At 68.4% G+C, this 16,915-nt stretch carries 16 protein-coding genes; 11 read left to right on the top strand and 5 right to left on the bottom strand.

Annotated features, from left to right (window positions below):
* Nucleotides 1-208 precede the first annotated feature (208 nt).
* A complete protein-coding gene (locus ACN6PJ_RS21450) occupies nucleotides 209-433 on the top strand; it encodes a YdcH family protein (protein ID WP_129528865.1) in 225 nt (74 codons plus the stop codon).
* 6 nt (nucleotides 434-439) lie between these two features.
* On the opposite strand, the gene ACN6PJ_RS21445 is transcribed toward ACN6PJ_RS21450, so the two are convergent.
* The 3 genes from ACN6PJ_RS21445 to ACN6PJ_RS21435 form a co-directional block, all read right to left on the bottom strand.
* Nucleotides 440-1,426: a Bug family tripartite tricarboxylate transporter substrate binding protein gene (locus ACN6PJ_RS21445; RefSeq protein ID WP_427997828.1), complete on the bottom strand. Its 987-nt coding sequence runs from the start codon at nucleotides 1,424-1,426 to the stop codon at nucleotides 440-442.
* A gap of 82 nt (nucleotides 1,427-1,508) precedes the next feature.
* Nucleotides 1,509-2,732: a CaiB/BaiF CoA transferase family protein gene (locus ACN6PJ_RS21440; RefSeq protein ID WP_427997827.1), complete on the bottom strand. Its 1,224-nt coding sequence runs from the start codon at nucleotides 2,730-2,732 to the stop codon at nucleotides 1,509-1,511.
* A 31-nt stretch (nucleotides 2,733-2,763) separates the two neighbouring features.
* Nucleotides 2,764-3,717, bottom strand: a complete 954-nt coding sequence (locus ACN6PJ_RS21435; RefSeq protein WP_427997826.1) for a hydroxymethylglutaryl-CoA lyase — start codon at nucleotides 3,715-3,717, stop codon at nucleotides 2,764-2,766.
* A gap of 116 nt (nucleotides 3,718-3,833) precedes the next feature.
* On the opposite strand from ACN6PJ_RS21435, the gene ACN6PJ_RS21430 reads away from it, so the two are divergent.
* Entirely contained in the window at nucleotides 3,834-4,775 is a 942-nt protein-coding gene (locus tag ACN6PJ_RS21430) for a LysR family transcriptional regulator (RefSeq protein WP_427997825.1), read from the top strand.
* Nucleotides 4,776-4,859: 84 nt separating this feature from the next.
* Entirely contained in the window at nucleotides 4,860-5,462 is a 603-nt protein-coding gene (locus ACN6PJ_RS21425) for a LysE/ArgO family amino acid transporter (protein WP_427997824.1), read from the top strand.
* Between the two features lie 15 nt (nucleotides 5,463-5,477).
* Here ACN6PJ_RS21425 and ACN6PJ_RS21420 read toward each other — a convergent pair whose 3' ends face one another.
* The gene (locus ACN6PJ_RS21420; RefSeq protein WP_427997823.1) at nucleotides 5,478-5,627 is read right to left on the bottom strand and encodes a hypothetical protein; all 150 of its coding nucleotides are present in this window, start codon (nucleotides 5,625-5,627) and stop codon (nucleotides 5,478-5,480) included.
* On the opposite strand from ACN6PJ_RS21420, the gene ACN6PJ_RS21415 reads away from it, so the two are divergent.
* The 5 genes from ACN6PJ_RS21415 (at nucleotide 5,626) to ACN6PJ_RS21395 (ending at nucleotide 12,169) form a co-directional block, all read left to right on the top strand.
* Nucleotides 5,626-6,426 (top strand): helix-turn-helix transcriptional regulator, encoded by an 801-nt coding sequence (locus ACN6PJ_RS21415; protein ID WP_427997822.1) that lies wholly within the window; start codon nucleotides 5,626-5,628, stop codon nucleotides 6,424-6,426. The genes ACN6PJ_RS21420 and ACN6PJ_RS21415 overlap by 2 nt on opposite strands.
* A gap of 144 nt (nucleotides 6,427-6,570) precedes the next feature.
* Complete coding sequence (locus ACN6PJ_RS21410; protein WP_427997820.1) at nucleotides 6,571-8,118, top strand: PA domain protein; 1,548 nt, start codon at nucleotides 6,571-6,573, stop codon at nucleotides 8,116-8,118.
* A gap of 103 nt (nucleotides 8,119-8,221) precedes the next feature.
* Entirely contained in the window at nucleotides 8,222-9,877 is a 1,656-nt protein-coding gene (locus ACN6PJ_RS21405) for a 3-(methylthio)propionyl-CoA ligase (protein WP_427997819.1), read from the top strand.
* Nucleotides 9,878-9,912: 35 nt separating this feature from the next.
* Nucleotides 9,913-11,070 carry a porin gene (locus tag ACN6PJ_RS21400; RefSeq protein WP_427997818.1) on the top strand — a complete coding sequence of 386 codons (1,158 nt, stop codon included), beginning with the start codon at nucleotides 9,913-9,915 and terminating at the stop codon, nucleotides 11,068-11,070.
* A 217-nt stretch (nucleotides 11,071-11,287) separates the two neighbouring features.
* Entirely contained in the window at nucleotides 11,288-12,169 is an 882-nt protein-coding gene (locus ACN6PJ_RS21395) for an alpha/beta hydrolase (protein WP_427997817.1), read from the top strand.
* Between the two features lie 14 nt (nucleotides 12,170-12,183).
* Here the strand turns inward: ACN6PJ_RS21395 and ACN6PJ_RS21390 are convergent, their stop codons facing one another.
* Nucleotides 12,184-13,329, bottom strand: a complete 1,146-nt coding sequence (locus ACN6PJ_RS21390) for a helix-turn-helix transcriptional regulator (RefSeq protein WP_427997816.1) — start codon at nucleotides 13,327-13,329, stop codon at nucleotides 12,184-12,186.
* Nucleotides 13,330-13,588: 259 nt separating this feature from the next.
* Between ACN6PJ_RS21390 and ACN6PJ_RS21385 the strand changes: the two genes are divergently transcribed.
* The 3 genes from ACN6PJ_RS21385 to ACN6PJ_RS21375 all read left to right on the top strand — a co-directional run bounded on the left by ACN6PJ_RS21385 (nucleotide 13,589) and on the right by ACN6PJ_RS21375 (nucleotide 16,792).
* Nucleotides 13,589-14,581, top strand: coding sequence for a hypothetical protein (locus ACN6PJ_RS21385; RefSeq protein ID WP_427997815.1), 993 nt, complete (start codon nucleotides 13,589-13,591; stop codon nucleotides 14,579-14,581).
* A gap of 44 nt (nucleotides 14,582-14,625) precedes the next feature.
* Nucleotides 14,626-15,783: an FAD-dependent oxidoreductase gene (locus ACN6PJ_RS21380; protein ID WP_427997814.1), complete on the top strand. Its 1,158-nt coding sequence runs from the start codon at nucleotides 14,626-14,628 to the stop codon at nucleotides 15,781-15,783.
* Nucleotides 15,784-15,862: 79 nt separating this feature from the next.
* Nucleotides 15,863-16,792, top strand: a complete 930-nt coding sequence (locus ACN6PJ_RS21375) for a SphA family protein (RefSeq protein ID WP_427997813.1) — start codon at nucleotides 15,863-15,865, stop codon at nucleotides 16,790-16,792.
* Nucleotides 16,793-16,915 lie beyond the last annotated feature (123 nt).

The following is a 16,915-nucleotide window of genomic DNA, read 5'->3' as shown; positions in this document are numbered from 1 at the left end:
CCAATATGTAATCACTCGTCACCAAACAGGACAGAATCCCCAGCCCTGTGGATATCGTTTGCGCCGCATCAACGCGCCTGCCGGCCGCGCCCGGGCGGACGGTTGACAACCGTCCGGCGTTGGCGTGTCATGGTAGCCACAACACAAGGATCTTCTGGCTCACAGCTCTTTCGCAGTACCCGCCAACCGGTTTTTTCAAGAGGCCCTTATGTTCCCTGAATACCGCCAACTCATTACCCGCCTGAAATCCGAGAACGCGCACTTCTCCGCGCTTTTCCAGCGTCACAACGACCTGGACCAGGAAATCAAGAATATGGAGGCCGGCATTCAGCCAGCCTCCGGCAACGAGGTCGAAGTGCTCAAGAAGGAAAAGCTGCAATTGAAGGACAAGCTGTACGGCATCCTGCGCGCGGCGGACCAGGGCGGCAGCTGAGCCTGGCTACATCAATTCCAATCCTGCTCCTTTGACGACCGTGGCGTATTTCGCCATTTCCGCGCGGAAATACGCCACCGTCTGTTCCGGCGGCATCAGCACGATCCTGTTGTTCTGCGCCGCCATCGCCTGCTTCACCTCGGGCGAATTGAAAGCGCGATCCAGCGCGCCATAGATGCGGCGCACCTCGGCGGCGGGAAGCCTTGCCGGGCCCGCCGCAGCGAACCATCCGCCTATTTCGTAATCCCGCAGCCCCTGCTCGCCCAGCGTGGGCAGGTCCGGCAGCGCCGCCATGCGCTCGCTGCCGCATGCGCCCAGGGCCGTCAAGGCGCCGCTCTTTACCTGCGGCAGGACCGAAGGCAGCGACAGGACGCCGAAATCCACCTGCCCGCTCATCAGGTCCGCCATCATCGGCCCGACGCCCTTGTACGGGATGTGCCGGGCTTTCACGCCCGCCTGCTGCACGTACATTTCGGCGGCCAGGTGCAGGATGGTGCCGTTGCCCGACGAGGCATAGTTATAGCGGCCCGGCTCGCCCCGCAGCAGCGCGGTCAGCCCCTGGATGTCCTGTGCCGGGACCTTCTGCGGGTTCGCCACCAGCAGAAAGGGCGTCATTCCCACCATGCTGATCGGCGTGATGTCCGCCAAGGGGTCGAACGGCAGGGACTTGTACACGCTGGGAAAAATGACGTGGTTGTTCGACAGCATGGATAAGGTATAGCCATCCGGCGCCGAACGCACCAGCGCCGACGTGCCGACGATGCCGCCCGCGCCGGGCTGGTTCTCGACCACCACCGTATGGCCCAGGGCCGCCGAAAGCGCCGGCCCCGCCGAGCGCGTGATCGTGTCCACGCCGGAGCCCACGCCCACCGGCAGGATGAACTTCACCGGTCGCTCGCCCTGCGCCCACGACAGGGCCGGCGCGGCCAGCATCGCCGCCCCGAACGCGCCCAGCATCCTTCTGCGGCTCCAACCCGCCCCTTGCTTGTCCATGTCCGTCTCCTTTCTGTTTTATTTCGACGCCCGCGTCCGCGGTGCGTTTCCCTCTGCGGCTCCCGCCCGGGGACCCACTGCGTCACGCCGCCGCGCCCTGCTGCCGCAGCGTGGCGATTTCGGCCGCCGAATAGCCCAGGCTTTCCAGCAATGCATCGGTGTCGGCGCCCAGCACGGGCGGATGCTGCCTGACCCCGAGGCGCTCTCCATCCATCATCAACGGGAATAAGGCCGCGCCCGCCATCTGCCCTGCCCGCTCACCGTCCGGCAAGCGGATATCCGCCAGTCCGCCGGTCGCGCGCAGGTGAGGGTCGTCGTACAGTTCCTCCGGCTTGACGATGGGCGCAAACGGCAGGCCGATGCGCTCGAACACGCTCGCCAGCTCGGCCGCGCCGCGAGGCGCCAGGCGCCTGCGCAACTCGGGCAGCAGCGTGGGCCGCATGCGCACGCGGTCATTGTTCGTCGCCAGGGCGGGATCCCGCTTCAGGTCGTCGAACCCGAAGGCGTCGCAGAAGGTCTGCCATTGCGAATCGCTGACCGCCGCCAGAAATATCTGTTCGCCGTCCTTGACGGTGAACACGTCATACAGGGCCCAGGCCGACACCCGGTCCGGCATCGGCGCGGAAGGCTGTCCCGTGATCGCGTATTGCAGCATGTGCTGGCCGACCAGGAAGACGTTGTTCTCGAATAGCGCCGACTGCACTTCCTGGCCCCGCCCGGTAATGCCGCGCTGGATCAGCGCCGCCATGGCGCCGATCGCGCCGAACATGCCGCCCATGATGTCGTTCACGCTGGTGCCGGCGCGCACCGGATCCCCGGGACGCCCCGTCATGTAGGCCAGCCCGCCCATCATCTGCACCACCTCGTCCAGCGCGGTGCGCATCGCGTAGGGGCCGGGCAGGAAGCCCTTGTGGCTCACGTAGATGAGGCGGGGGTTTTCCTTGGAGAGGGAAGCATAGTCCAGGCCAAGCCTGGCCATCGTGCCGGGACGGAAATTTTCGGCCAACACGTCGGCGCTCGCCGCCAGCCTGCGGGCGGCCTCGGCGCCCGCCGCGCTGCGCAGATCCAGCGCGATGCTCTTCTTGTTGCGGTTGAACATGGGGAAAAATCCCGCCCCCACCCCCAGCAGGTGCCGGGTCCGGTCGCCCTGCACCGGCTCGACCTTGATCACCTCCGCGCCCAGGTCGGCCAGCACCATCCCGCAGGTGGGCCCCATGACCATGTGGGTGAATTCGACCACGCGCAGGCCGGCCAGCGGCAGCGAGCGCGGGGATTGGGGCGAAGAAGCGTCTGGCGTATTGGACATGGAAGGGCTCGGGTGGAATTCGGCGGCGCGCTCAGGCGGCGCGGGAACGCGGGGAGTAGGTCTTGGGCAGGCCGGCGCGCCACAGCGCCCCGTGCAAGGGCTGACCGGGCAGCCACCGGCTCGCGGCGTCGCGCAGCGCCAGCAGGCGGTCCACGTCCACGCCCGTGCCGATGCCCATGCTTTCGAGCATGAACACCAGGTCTTCGGTGCTGACGTTGCCGCTGGCGCCGGGCGCATGCGGACAGCCTCCGATGCCCGCCAGGCAGGCATCGAACCGCGTCACGCCGGTCTCCAGGGCCGCCAGCACATTGGCAAGCCCCAGGCCGCGCGTATCGTGGAAGTGCGCGCAGCAGAGCCGGTCGCCGGCAATGCGGCGCGCCTGCTCGAACAGGCGCCGCACCGCGGCGGGATCCGCGTAGCCCACGGTGTCCGCCAGGCTTACACGGTCGGCGCCCGCGTCCAGCAGGTCCTCCAACAGGCGCAGCACATCGTCGGGGCGCACCTGGCCTTGCAGCGTGCAGCCAAAGGCCGTGCCGACCCCTCCCTCGATCAACGTGGCCGATCCGGCGGCATCGCGCGCGGCGCGGATCTCCCGCAGCATGGCGACCGCTTCTTGCGGCGTCTTGCGCAGATTCGCCACGCTGTGGGCGTGGCTGGCAGACAGCGGCACCAGCATCAGGTCCGCGCCGCTGGACAAGGCCCGCTCGGCGCCCTTCAGATTGGGCACCAGCACCGACACGGACAGGTCCGGCAGGCGCTTGGCGTGGGCGACCAGTTCCTCCGTATCCGCCAGTTGCGGCAACAGGCGGGCAGGCACGAAAGAGCCCACCTCGATTTCACGCTGGCCCGCGGCATAGGCCGCCTCCAGCCATTCGAGCTTGATGGCGGTGGGCAGCACCACCGGCAGGCTTTGCAGGCCGTCGCGCAAGCCCACTTCTCGAACAATGGCTGCGCGGGGATGGGGAGATAGGCAATCGGGTGGCATCGCGGTGTCTGGTCGATCAGGTTGCCGCCAGTTTAGATATTCTCATTCAATCCACAAGCGCTATTAAGGAACGCTTAAAATTCCAAACCGGAACACCACAGGAATCCACCGATCCCATGCGCGACCTGGACATCACGACGCTGCGCCTGTTCATTTCCGTCTGCGAGACCGGCAACATCGCCCGGGCCGGCCAGCATGCCAATATCGTCGGCTCCGCCATCAGCAAGCGACTGGCCCAGCTGGAAGACACCGTGGGCACCAAGCTGCTGACGCGCAAGCGCCGCGGCGTCGAGCCGACCGCGGCGGGCGAAACGCTGCTCGAGCATGCGCGCGCCATCCTGGCCAGCGCGGGACGAGTCGAGCGCGACATGGCCGCGTACGCCAGCGGCGTGAAAGGTCAGGTCCGCATCCTGGCCACGGCGTCCGTCCTGGCCGAATCGCTGGCCGAGGACATCGCGGCGTTCCTGCAAGCCGCGCCCCATCGAAATATCCGCGTGGACATGGAGGAGCGCGTCAGCCACGAGGTGGTGCGCGGCGTCAAGGAAGGCATCGCCAGCCTGGGCATCTGCTGGGACGCCGCCGATTTCCACGGGCTGCATACCCGCCCCTACCGGGGCGACCGGCTTGCCGTGGTCACGGGCCCCGACCACCCCCTGGCCCGGCACGATGAGGTCTGGTTCGAAGAGGCGCTGGAGTACGAGCACGTCAACATGCCCGCCGCCAGCGCCGTGCTGCGGATGCTGCAAGCCGCCGCCAGCCAAATCGGCAAGACGCTGCGGCACCGGGTGACGGTCAGTAATTTCGACTCCGCCTTCCGCGTGGTGCTCGCCGGCCTGGCGATCAGCGTCGCGCCCATGGAAGTGGCCATGCCCTATGCGCTGGCGCATGGATTGCGGGTACTGCCGCTGAAAGACCCGTGGAGCCGCAGGCGCTTCGCGGTCTGCATGCGCGACGAAAAGAGCCTGCCGGCCGCCGCCGGCCTGCTGCTGGAGCATCTGGCGACAGCGGGACGGAAAGGCTTGGACTCGGCGCAAGCGACTGCCCGGGATGATGGTTAGCGTGGCTACATACAGATTAGCGATTTTAGTTTTTCTAATCATTCCATAACGGTTAGCCTGTCGCCCTTTCGCACAAGGGTATCCATGACGACCGCTTTCCTTCCCGGCTTCCTGCTCGGCCTGAGCCTGATCATGGCGATCGGCGCGCAGAACGCCTTCGTCCTGCGCCAGGGATTGCGGCAGGAACATGTCTTCGCCGTCTGCCTGACCTGCGCCCTGTCGGACGCCGTGCTGATCGGGGCGGGCGTGGCCGGGTTCGGACTGGCCGTCGCCACCCTGCCCTGGCTGGATTCCGCCCTGCGCTACGGCGGCGCGGCGTTCCTCTTCCTCTATGCCGCTCGCAGCCTGGGATCCGCGCTGAGCCGCCGCCACGCTAGTCTGGCGCCGTCGTCCCGGGCCGCCGCGGGGCGATGGGCCGCGCTCGCGGCCTGCCTGGCGTTCACCTGGCTCAATCCGCACGTGTACCTGGATACCGTCGTCCTGCTCGGCTCCGTATCCAGCCAGTATGACGGCCACAAGCTGGCCTTCGCGCTGGGCGCGATCTGCGCCTCGTTTACGTTCTTCTTTGCGCTGGGCTATGGCGCGCGCCTGCTGCGGCCCGTCTTTGCCGACCCGCGGGCCTGGAGGGCGCTCGACGCCTTCGTCGCCGCGGCCATGTTCATCATCGGCCTGAAACTGGTGCTCTGACCAGAAAAACGCCCGCTAGCGGCGCTTGCCCGCGCCCTGGCCTTCGGCCAGCCCGGCGGCCGAGGCGTTCATGTAGTCCTTCACGGCGCGCGCGCTTTGCCCAAGCTGCGCCAGTTGGGGTAAAAGTAGCGGCAGCCCCGCGCTCCCCGCCTGGACCACAGCCATGAAGACATACTCCATGACGCAGCCCCGTTCCCTTCCCGGCCAGCCGCGGCGTTTCCAGGCGCCCGACTTCGAGGCGCTGATCGAAGCCGCCGGCGATCTCATCTATACCCTCGACTTCAAAGGGTGTTTCACCTACCTCAACCAGGCGTCCGAACAAGTGCTGGGTTATGAGCCTTGCGCCCTGCTGGGCCGCCCATTCACCGAGATCCTGACCGCGGAGTCCGCGCTGGTCGCGACGCGCCATTACCATCAAGGCTTGCTCGGCCAGGAACGGACGCCATTTTTCGAAGTAGAGGCGCGCCGGCCCGACGGCGGCGTCGTGCATCTGGAAGTGCGCGCCGGCGCGCTGGTCCGGGATGGCGAGATGGTGGGCAGGCAGGGCATCGCCCGGGACATCAACGCGATCAAGGCGCTGCAGACGCTGGTGACGGAAAAGTCGCAGCGCGTGACCCTGCTGGAAGAACGCACGCGCATCGCGATGGCCATGTATGCGCGCATCGCCGAACTGGTCTACGCCGACCCCGGCGCAGGGCCGGCGGGCGGCGAGATGCTGCAGGAAGTACAGCATGCGTTCGATCAGCTCGCGGCCCAGAAGCACGGGCTCTCCGTGGCCGACCTGCGCATCCTCGGTTTGCTGGCGCAAGGGCACTCCAACAGCGAGATCGCGGACATCATCTGCCGCAGCCCGCATACGGTCAAGGACAGTGTCAAGAAGATCATGCAGCGCCTGAACGCGAAGCGGCGCGCCGAAGCCGTGGCCTGCGCCATCAAGCTCGGCCTGATCGCTCCGCCCTCCTGAAGGGCACAAGCGCCGCGATTCCCGCTTTCGGGGGGCCAATACCCCTCGTTGGAGGTCTGCCCCCGAGGACCGCCCGCGGGAATAATCGGCTTGTGCGCCCTCGACGGCGCGCTCGCGTAAACGACAAAGACCACGGAGACACGCATGCTCTATGCACCAGGGCGGTTATGGCGCTTGCGCCGCGCGGTGGGCGCGGCCTTGCTGATCTGCGGACTGACCGCCTGCGCCAGCGGCCGGGAGCCCCGTGCACCGGCCGGTGCGCTGCCGCCCCAGGCGGCGATAGAGGTGGACCGGACACAGTTCCATTCCGAGACTCGCCTACGCGCATGGCAGGAGGACCTGGACCGGCGTGGCCTGCGCGACACGGGTTCGCCTGCGCATGAAGCCTACGTCGACACGCTGCACCAGCGCCTGCGCGAAGCGGGCGTGCCGGAGCTGTACTTCGAACCGGTGACTATGACGCGCTGGGAGGCGCGGCGCTGGTCACTGGAACTGGCCGACGGCACGGACCGAATCCGGACTGCTGGGTATATCCCCTACTCCGGCAGCACCGGCGCGCAGGGCCTGGTGGCGCCGATGCGCTACCTGTCGGCCGGCCAGCACCCGGACCGCGGCGTAGCAGGCAGCATCGTGGTGGTAGAGCTGCCCGAGCCCGCGCTGACCAGCGATTTCTTCCATGCCATGGCGCTATACAAACACGACCCCGCCAACGCACTGCCGCCCGGCGCGCCGTATGCGCGTCCCTACCAGATACTGGAAGCGCTGGTGCAGACGCTGGATGCGCTGCAGGCCGCTGGCGCTGCGGGCGTGGTCGCCGTCCTGGACGAGCCCGCCGATATCGCCGCGGGCCTGTACGCCCCTTACGACCGCGAACTGCGCAAACTGCCCGGCGTATACGTAGACCGCGAGGCCGGCGCGCGCCTGAAAGCGCTGGCGGCGTCCGGCGCCCGGCTGCGCCTGGTGCTGGACGCGCAGGCCGAAGAGGTCGTCACGCGCAACCTGATCGGCATCATTCCCGGCGCCAGCAGCGAACTGACCGTGATCAACAGCCATACCGACGGCACCAACGGCATCGAGGACAACGGCCCCAACGCCATCGTCGACATCGCTCAGTACCTGGCCCGCCTCCCGCGCGAGGCGCTGCCCCGCAGCATCATGATCATGCTCTCCAGCGGCCACTTCGCGGGCGGCGTGGGCATACAAGGCTTCCTGGCCCGGCACCGCGAGGATGGCTTGCGTGGGCGCATCGCCAGCATCGTCACGATCGAACACCTGGGCGCCACGGAATGGCTGCCCGGGCCCGACGGCAGGTTGGCGCCGACCGGCCGCGACGAACCCGCCGCGATCTTCCTACCCCGCATTCCCGCGTTGGTGCGTGCCGCCTCGGCCATGCTGCGCAACGCGCAGGCGGCGCCGGCCTTCGTCATGCCCCCGCTCAATCCGGACGCGGACGGAGGCCCCAACTCGGCCTCATGGCCGGGCGAAGGCCAGTACTTCTGGGGCGGCGCCCGCCTGCCCACGCTCAACTACATCACCGGGCCGGACTACCTGCTGAATTACGGCGTCACCACGGCCGACAAGGTGGACTACGGCCGCATGCGCCGGGAGACCGCCGCCATCACGCAGCTCCTGCTGGACCTTTCGCGCGAGCCCTACGAGGCGCTGCGCGACGAGCAGCCCCCCGCGCCCTGAACGCGCGGGCCTTCCTCGCCCGCTTCCCTGTGCAATGCCCCCGTCGGCCCAGGCGCCGCCGGCCCCGGCGCGTCTGCGCGCCGCCCACGATATGGAGCTCCACATGCCCCCTAATCCCCCGCTTGCGCTCGCCGGCCTGATGATGCGCCAGCCCCTGCTCGTCTCCAGCCTGCTGCGCCATGCCGCCCGCCATTTCGCCACGGTGGAAATCGTGTCGCGCCGCGTGGAGGGCGACGTGCACCGCTACACCTATGCCGACTGCCACAGGCGCTGTCAGCGACTGGCCCATGCGCTGGCGGCGCTGGGCGTGCGTCCGGGCCAACGCGTGGCGACGCTGGCCTGGAACGGCTACCGGCACCTGGAACTCTATTACGCCGTGTCCGGCACCGGGTCCGTGGTCCACACCGTCAACCCCAGGCTGCACGCCGACCAGATCGCCTACCTGCTCAACCACGCGGACGACCAATACGTATTTTTCGACGTGGGCTTCCTTCCCCTCCTGGAAGCGGTGGCGGCGCGATGCCCCGGCGTGCGAGGCTATGTCGCCCTATGCGGCCGCGAGGACATGCCGTCCTCCGCCGCCCTGCCCGATCTGCTGTGCTACGAGGATCTGCTGGCCGCCCAGCCGGAAACCTACGACTGGCCGGCGCTGGACGAAGAATCCGCCTGCGGCCTGTGCTATACGTCCGGCACCACGGGCCAGCCCAAGGGCGTGCTGTACTCGCACCGGTCCACGGTGCTGCACGCTTACGCGGTGGCGCTGCCCGACGCGCTCAATCTGTCCTCGCGCACGGTGGTGCTGCCTGCCGTGCCCATGTTCCACGTCAATGCGTGGGGCATACCTTATGCCGCCCCGCTCGCCGGCTGCAAGCTGGTGCTGCCCGGCCCCGCGCTGGACGGCGCCTCGCTGCATGCGCTGATCAAGGACGAAGGCGTAACGTCGGCGGCCGGCGTGCCGACCGTGTGGCTGGGCCTGCTCGCCCACGCGGAACGCAACAGCCTGATCCTGTCGGGCTTGCGCCACGCGGTCATCGGCGGGGCCGCGTGTCCGCCCGCGTTGCTGCGCAGCCTGCGCGACGGCCATGGCGTGGAAGTGCTGCACGCCTGGGGCATGACGGAACTGTCGCCGCTGGGCACGACCGCCGTGGTCCAGCGCAGGCATCTCGCGCTGCCGGAAGACAAGCGGCTGGCCATCCTGGGCAAACAGGGGCACGCCGTCTTCGGCATCGACATGAAGATCACGGACGGACGCGGCGACGAGTTGCCCTGGGACGGCAAAACCCGGGGCGAGCTGCTGGTGCGCGGCCCCTGGGTGATGGAGCGCTACTTCGGCGAGGACTATGGCGCCGGAACCGCCGGCGCGGGTTGGTTCGCCACCGGCGACGTGGCCACGATAGACGCGGACGGCTACATGCAGATCGTCGACCGCAGCAAGGACGTGATCAAGTCGGGCGGGGAATGGATCAGCTCGGTCGAGATCGAGCACGCCGCCATGGAACATCCCGGCGTGCAGCAGGCCGCATGCATCGCCATTGCACATCCCAAATGGGACGAGCGCCCCTTGCTGCTGGTGGTGCCGCGCGACGGCGCGGAGATCGGCAAACAGGAACTGCTGCGCTTCATCGAAGGACGCATCGCTCAGTGGTGGATGCCCGATGACGTGCTGTTCGTGCCGGCCCTGCCGCTGGGCGCCACGGGCAAAGTGCTCAAGAAACAGCTGCGCGAGCAATACGGCGGCTATCGACCTGCGGCCGGCTGATGCTGACAGAACGCCAGGACCGGAAGGGGCAGGCCATGAGAGTGCGCGCCCTGCGGATCGCGGCGATCTTCTGCGCCGCCGCGGCCGGCGCCGACTGCCGCGCAGAACCCGGCCTGACCCTTTATGGCGTCGTGGACGCGGCCCTGAACCTGGTCGACAACGGATCCGCGACGTCCGCCTCCATGAAGTCCGGCATCGTCAGCGGATCGCAGTTCGGCATGCGCGGCACGGAAGACCTGGGCGGGTCGCTGCGCGCCTTTTTCCAGCTCGAAACCAGCTTCGAATCCAATTCCGGCGCCTACAAGCCCTACTTCGGCGACCCGTCTAGCGCCACGCCGCAGGCGCCCAACGGCGTGGTCGGCAAGGGGTTCAACCGCCGCGCGTTCGTCGGCCTGGAAGGCCGCTACGGCATGCTGCAACTGGGCCGCGACTACACGCCGCTGTACTGGGCGGTGCTGGACAGCGATCCGCTGAAACTGGGATCCTACGGGAACATGCAACAGATCGTGCTGTTGTCTGGCACCGGGTCGGACCGGTTCGGGCGCGCCAGCAACGCCGTGTTCTACACGTCGCCCCGCGTCGCCGGGCTGCGGGGCCGGTTGATGGTCAGCCTGGGGCCCGCGGCGGCGCACGGCGCATCACAAGGCTCGCCGCCAGGGCAGCCCCGCAGCGCGAGCCGCATGATCGGCGCATCCCTGGACTACACGCGGGGCGCCCTGACGTTCAACGGCTCCTACCAATTGCTACGCCTGCCCGAAATCGCTGGCTCCCCGCCCGCCTATACCGGCGCCACGGGGCTGCGCCGCGACATGCTGGTCGGGCTCAAGTACACCAGCGGCGACTACACCCTTGCGGGCGGCTATTTCCGGGTGAGCCATCCCGGCCGCAGCGGCGACGGCAGCGATATCTGGGCAGGCGCGTCCTTGCGGTTGGGCGCGGGCGTGCTGGCGTTCAACGTCCAGCACATGCGGCAGGACGTGTCGGGAAGAAGCCGGCCAGGCGAGGCGATGGTGCTGGGCATCAGCTACATCCATGCGCTTTCGCGGCGCGTTTCCCTGTACGCATCCTACGGCATGGTCAACAACGGCGCCGCTGGCGCTTTCTCGCTGCTGTCGAGCGACACCGCAGTCGCGCCGGCGGCGCGCGGCGGGGACATCCGGGCGCTGGGCGTAGGGATGCGCTATGTGTTCTGAGGCCTCGCCCTGGTCTTGCGGGCAAAATGCTTCAAGCCTAAAATTGCCGTTACGTCATACACGGCACGGCGCCGCTCGGCAGTTCCACGGCGCGCCGCTCTCCTCCTGCCGCAAGACCGACAGCCAGAGGGCCGTCCGCACAGGCCGGCCCCAACGTCTCGCCGCGTGGCCGCAAGGCCCGCGGGGTTTCTGTCCGTTCTTGACCTTGAGGAAAGCCATGGCCTTCGATCTTCCCCAAGCGCCCGCGCGCGCCAATTTTCCCGGCGGCGACGCCTACGCCGCGCAAGTGCTTGAGCGCTCCCGCCTCGCCGCCGCAAACCACGGCCTGCACTACCATCCCGACATCCCCTACGACGACGCCACGGGCTGCCGCCTGGACCTCTACGCGCCGAAGGGCGGACGCGAGGGCCTGCCCTGCTTGATCTTCGTGCACGGGGGAGCGTTCTCGCTGGGCTGCAAGGAATGGATGGGATTCATGGCGCCGGCGGTGACGGCGACCCCGGCCCTCTTCATCTCAATCTCGTACCGGCTCGCGCCCGGACATGTCTATCCCGCCGCGGTGCGCGACGTCGCCGCCGCGGTGGACTGGGCCTGGCGCAACGTCACCGCATACGGCGGCGATCCCGAGCGTCTGTTTCTTGGCGGCCACTCCGCAGGCGGCCACCTGGCCAGCCTGGTAGCGCTGGACCGCCGCTGGTTGGACGAACGCGGCCTGCCCGCACGCGTGCTCAAGGGCGCGCTGCCCATCAGCGGCCTGTACGATCTGGACTACGACGGCGGCAGCGCGATCGGCGCCGCAGCGCTCGCCATACGGCGGCGCTTCATTCCGGACGACGCCGACGTGCCGACCGCCTGCCCGATACGGCATGTCGGACCGCAGGCTCCTCCCTTTTATCTCGGCGCAGGCGAACATGATTTGGGCGCGCTCGCCGCCGAAGCGCTCGCCATGCAGGATCTGCTGCGTCAGGCTGGCGTGGCGGCGGCAGCGGAGGTCTATGCAGGCCACGACCACTTCGCCGCCAGCAGCCGCTGCGTGGACGAGGGGCACCCGTGGATCGCGCGGGCGCGCGCCTTCCTGCGCAGCGGCAGCCCGATGTAAAGGCGCGCGCCCGCTCAGGCCTGCGTTTCGCCCTCGTGGCTGCCCATCATGTGGGCGGCGGCCGAACAGAGGACCTGCCGCACCAAATCGGCCTGCCGGTGCGCGCCGGCCTTGCCCAGCACCTGGTTCAACTGGTAGCGCGCGGTGCCCACCGTGATGCGGCGGCTCCGCGCGTATTCCTCCACCGTCTTTCCCGCCACCAGCGCGCTCGCGAGCCTCGCCTCGGCCTCGGTGAGGTCGAACAGCGCGCGCAACGCCGCCACGGGAAACGGGGCGCCGGCCTGCGACTCGTCCACCAGCGATACCAGCACCAGGCCGGCGCCGTCCGCCTGTGGCGCCTCCAGGCGCTGCAGCGCGAGCTGCGTGCGACCCTGCCCGTTCTCCAGCCTCAGGAATACCGGCGCGACGTCCTGCGACGCCTGCGCAAGCGCGCGCGCGAACCGCGGCTGCCCTGCGGCGTCCGCGCAGATCCGTCGGTCGCGCAACAGCAGGCGCCCGCGGCCGTCCAGCCCTTCCCGGGCGCGGCGGTTCGACCAGAACAGCCCGCCAGAACCATCGCACAGCAGCAGCGCACAGGGCCAAGCCTCCAGGTAGCGGCTGACCAGCGAGGACACGCAGCGATCCAGCCCCACCGACTGCGCCAGCGTGGCGGCCTGCAGCAGGTGCGGCGTGAGCTTGCGCAGCCGCTCCATGCGGCGCGGCGAAAAACCGCCTTCGTCGCGCGGATCCTGGTGCACCGCGATGGCCACCCAGCGCGTGCCGCCCATGGGCGCCATGGCCCCCATGAAACGTCCCAGCCCTGCTCGGCGCAATTGCAGATGGAGGCGGTCGCGCACAGGCGCCTCTTCCGGCAAGAAGAGTTCGCCGTCGGTGGCCATTCTGCCCGGCCGTCGCGCCACCCGCTGCAGGCGCCAGGCTTCCAGCCGGGGATTGCGGGCATCGGATACCTCCGCCCGATAGGCATCCATGTCGATGCGCGTGTCGTACGCCCCCCAATAGGGAACGGCGCGCGCGCCCTCCATGTCCAGGCACTGCAGCACGGCGGAATGCGCGCCGACATCGCTGCACAACTGGTCCAGCACGCCGGCCCAGCGGCTCGCGTCCGCGCAGCAGGCATAGAGGTCCAGCAGGAAAGAATCAGATGCTGCGCCGAGAGCCATGGAAGACACCCACACTATCTGAATGAAAAGCGCTCATCGTCCGGCAAGCATGCCGGCACGGCAACTGGGGTTTGCCATGAAACAGGCCCGGCATATCGCATTTGAGAGATGACGCGCCCTCGGCCCGGCTCCCATACTCCATCGCGTGCCCATCCGGGATGGCTACGCCGCCGGATTCCGCGCCGCTCGAGGAGGAGCGGGCGGCGCGGAAGGCACGCCCACTCACCGCCCTTCGAGGGCAGGAAGAACAGGAACCGCCATGAGAGACAACACGGACACGCGGATCGTCGCCGCATTCGCGATGACGCACACACCGGGGCTGGGCAACCAGACCGGGCTTGCGCAGCCGGAGACGCTGCGCCGCATCCTGGACGGCTTCGACATCGTGCGCCGGCAGATCGAGGCCGCCCGGCCCGATGTGATCGTTGCCTTCGTCAACGACCATTTCGACATGTACACGCTGCACGCCATGCCGGGCATGGCCATCGCGCTCGGCGACACTCACTGGGGGCCCACCGAAGCCACGCAGGACTGGATCGGCATGCCGCGCGCGCCGCGCTCCGGCCACGCGGCGCTGGCCCGGGACATCTACCGGGGTGCCGTGGAAGACGGCTTCGAGCTGTTCCGCAGCGAATCGGCTGAACTCGTGCACAACGTGCTGATGCCGGCCAAGTACCTATGGCCCGGCGCCAGCATTCCGGTGGTGCCCATCTTCCTGAACTGCTTCGCGCCCCCCTTACCCACGTGGCGCCGCGCGTACGAACTGGGCGCCAGCGTGCGCAATGTTCTCGACCGGCGGCCGGAGCGCATAGCGCTCATGGCGAGCGGCGGCCTGTCGCACTGGCCTCCCATCACCGTGGACGAAGACGCGCTGGACGATCCGCTGATGCAGCGCGTGCAGCGATGGCAGATCCTGGGCGCGGCCGCCCTGCGCGACGATCCCGGGCTGCCGCTGGCCATACTGCAGCGCGAAGCCGCGATGGCCGCGTCCGGCCGCGAACTCGTCAATGCCGAATGGGACCGGAACATCCTGCAGAAGCTGGCCGCCGGCGATCGCGATTTCCTGTTGTCGCTCACGCACGAGACGGTCCGCGCGCAAGCCGGCCCGGGCGGCGCCGAAATGCTGATGTGGACGGCGCTCATGGGCGCGATGCGCGACGCGCAGGCGGACATCGTGACCTACGAAGCCGTGCCCGAATGGATGGGAGGCGTAGGCGTACTCAGCTACGCGCGCAGCCTGGGCCGCGCCTGAGTGCGGCCACAAGCGCGCGCGCAACGAAAAAGGAGATACACACCATGAGCATGCAAGCCATCATCAGCGGCGGCGGCATCGGCGGGTTGGCCACCGCAGCGGCGCTCGCCCGGCGCGGCTGGGACGTAACCGTCTATGAAAGCCGGCCGGAACTGCGCGTCTCGGGCTCGGGCATTTATCTGTGGTCGAACGGGCTGGCGGCGCTATCCGAGATAGGCGCCTATGAACGCTCCATGCGCAACGCCTTCCTGCCCGAAGGCATCGAGCAGCGCGACCATGCCGGCGAAGTGCTGGTTCCCGCGCTGCTTCCGCCGGGATTGCGCGTGGTCGCGATCGCGCGCAGCGAACTGCACGCGGGCCTGGAGTCGGCCGCGCGCGCGGCCGGCGCGCGCATCGTCACCGGCGCCGAGGTCGTCGAGGCCGACACCGACGGCACCCTGACGTTCGCAAACGGCGACCGCGCAAGAGCCGACCTGGCCATTGGATGCGACGGCGTCTGGTCGCCCGTGCGCCGCGCGCTGGGTCTTGAACAGGTGCACCAGCGAGCCGAGGAAGGCGCGCTGCGGACCATCGTACAGGCGACCCAGGACGAACTGCCACCGGCCGCTCGCGGCAAGTGCGTCGAAATCTGGAATGGCACGCGGCGTCTGCTGATTACCCCCATCAACGCCCGGGAAATCTATCTGGCGCTGACCTGCCGCGAGGACGACGACGCGGCGCGCGACACGCGCGTGCTGCCGTGCTGGCGGGAGGCCTTTCCGGACTGGGCATTCCTGCTCGACCGGATCGCGCATGGCAGCGTGCTCTGGAATGTCTACACCGTGGTGCGGTGCAAGCGCTGGTCCGCTGGCCATGCCTGCGTGCTCGGCGACGCCGCCCATGCCCAGCCGCCCAACCTGGGCCAGGGCGGCGGCATGGCCATGCAGAACGGCCTGGCGCTGGCCGCCTATATGGACAGGGTGAAGGACCGGCGGGACATACCGGAAGCGCTGGGCGCGTGGGAGGCCGCGACACGGCCGCTGACCGAGGAATGCCAGCGCTGGTCCTGCCTGTGGGGCGAACTCGCCAACCTGCCCAACGCCGTGCGTCCGCGCATCGTGCGGGGCGTGTTCAGCGAGCCCTGGGTGTTGTCCAAAGTGACGGTGGCATCCGCCTCCACCCCCATCCGCGCCACCGACTGGCAACCGGCGGCCGCCCGCTGAAGCCTGCGCCCCAGTCAGGGCCTGGCCTTTTCCGGCCGGGGCGGTGCCATGTCCGCCATCCGGGCACAAGAGGAATTCCATGAACATCCGCAATACCATGCCGGCTGCTGCGGCGCCGCTGATCCTGGCTGCGCTGGGCCTGGCCGGGAACGCAGGCGCCACCGAGAACGGCATACCCACCACGGTCAACGGCTTCTATGATTTCGGTGCCGGCATGTCGCCGCCGCCGACGCCGTTCGGAACGATCTCGCTGCGTTCCTCATACAATCATGCCACCGTCCGCAAGAACCAGTACGGCGAGTCGCTGGACGACAACTTCTCGCTCAGCGTCTTCACCGTAAGCGCAGCCTATCTTCGCATGACCCATGCCACGCTGCTGGGCGGCGCCTATGGCTTCGGCATCGTGCAGCCGTTCTTCAAGATGGACGCGGCCTTCGACGTGCCGACGGCCGGGGGGCCGCTGCGATTACGCGGTGAAACCTTCCGGATCGCCGACACTCTGCTGCTGCCCCTAATCCTGCAATGGAATCCCTCGCCGAACCTGCACCTGAATGCGCAGTTCCAAGTGCTGGCCCCAACTGGCGACTATGACAGGAAGCGCCTGGTGAACCCGGGCCTGAACCACTGGGCCTTCTCCCCCATCTTTAACTTCACCTACGTCACCGACAGCGGCTTCGAGGTGTCCTCCAGTTTCGAGGTCGACATCAGCACGCGCAATCAAGCCACCGGCTACCGCAACGGCATCGAGTACCGCCATGAGTTCGCGCTGGGTCAGCACATGGGGCCGTGGACCCTGGGGGTGGGCGGCTATTACAGCCGCCAGTTCACCGACGACGACGCGCCCGGCCTTCAAGGCGGCAACCGTTCGCGGGTGATCGCCCTGGGACCCGCCGTCCATTTCTACAAACCGGGCCTGCCGCCCGTCTGGCTGCACATCTATAAGGAATTCGGCGCGCGCAACCGCGCCGAGGGCTACACGGCAGCGCTGCGCCTGGCCGCGAGCTTCTGAACCGGCAGGCGGCAGCGCGACCAATGATCAGGAACAGGCCCTTGAGCCCAAGCGCGAAGACCACGTTCTGGTGGAGGTTGGCCATGGTCACGCGCGACAGCGCAACAAGAGTGGCCACGTCGA

Source organism: Achromobacter sp. (genome assembly GCF_050285585.1).
GTDB lineage: Bacteria > Pseudomonadota > Gammaproteobacteria > Burkholderiales > Burkholderiaceae_B > Achromobacter.
This window is presented reverse-complemented; position numbering and strand designations above follow the sequence as displayed.